1 protein-coding gene is annotated in these 1,139 nt (G+C 69.5%); it reads left to right on the plus strand.

What is annotated here, in order from left to right:
* A partial coding sequence (locus FJ309_17685) for a chromosome segregation protein SMC (protein MBM3956406.1) occupies positions 1-1,139 on the plus strand: 1,139 nt, incomplete at both ends.

The raw sequence follows: 1,139 nt of genomic DNA on the forward strand, positions 1-1,139 counted from the left end.
AGCGGAAACCGTGGTGACGGTGCGCTTCGACTTGCGCGACTGGCAGCCCGACGAAGCCGAGGCAGGCCTGGAGCCACCGGACGAAGGGCCCTGGATTAAGCCCGGCCAACAGGAATGGTCGGTGACCCGCCGGCTGCGCATCGCCCCCGGCGGCACCTACGCCAGCAGTTACAGCGCCGATGGCGTGGCCTGCAACCTGCAGCAGCTGCAAACGCAGTTGCGGCGCCTGCGGGTGGATCCCGAGGGCAGCAACGTGGTGATGCAGGGCGATGTCACCCGCATCGTGTCGATGAGCGCCAAGGAGCGGCGCGGCATCATCGATGAACTGGCCGGTGTGGCCCTGTTCGATTCCCGCATCGAGCAGACCCGCAGCAAGCTCACCGAGGTGCAGGAGCGCGAAGAACGCTGCGCGATCGTGCAGCAGGAGCTGCTGGTGTCGCGCCAGAAGCTGGAGCGCGACTGCGCCAAGGCCCGCACCTATCAGGATCTGCGCGAGCGCTTCCAGCGGGGCCGGCTGCAGGAGCAGGTGCTGGGCTTTGAGCAGGCGCAGCAGGAGCAACGGCAACTGCACAGCCGCCAGGCGGCGCTGATGCAACAGCAGCAAAGCGATCGCGAGGCGATCGCCGAGGCCAGAACCAGTCTCGAGCACTCCGCCAAGGCCCTCGAAGCCCTGCAAGCCGAGGTGAAGGCCCTCGGCGAAGACAGCCTGCTGGCTGTGCAATCGGAGCTGGCCGGCCTGGAGGCCAGCGGCCGCGAGCTGGCCCGCCAGGCGGAGAAACACCAACAGAGCGCCGAGGAGCTGCAGCGCCAGCGCCAAGAGCTGGCCCGGCAGCAGGGCGAGCTGCGCCAGCAGCAGAGCCAGCTGGCCGCTCCAGACGACGACGCGGCCCTGGAGCAGGCCGAAACCAGCTGCCGCAGCGCCGAGGCCGCTGTGGAACTCTCACGCCGCCGCCTGGGCGAGGTGGCCGGGCGCAGCGGCAGCTGGATGGAGGAGCAGAAGCAGCGCAGCCAAAGGCGCCAGGAGCTGCAGGCGCGGCTCTCACCCCTGCAGGCCGAGCAGCAGCAACTGGCGGCGCGGCTGCAGCAGGAACAGGAGCGGCTCACGGAGCTGAAGCAGCAGCAAGCCGATGACGCGGCCA

It is taken from the genome of Planctomycetota bacterium (genome assembly GCA_016872555.1).
Taxonomy (GTDB): domain Bacteria; phylum Planctomycetota; class Planctomycetia; order Pirellulales; family UBA1268; genus F1-20-MAGs016.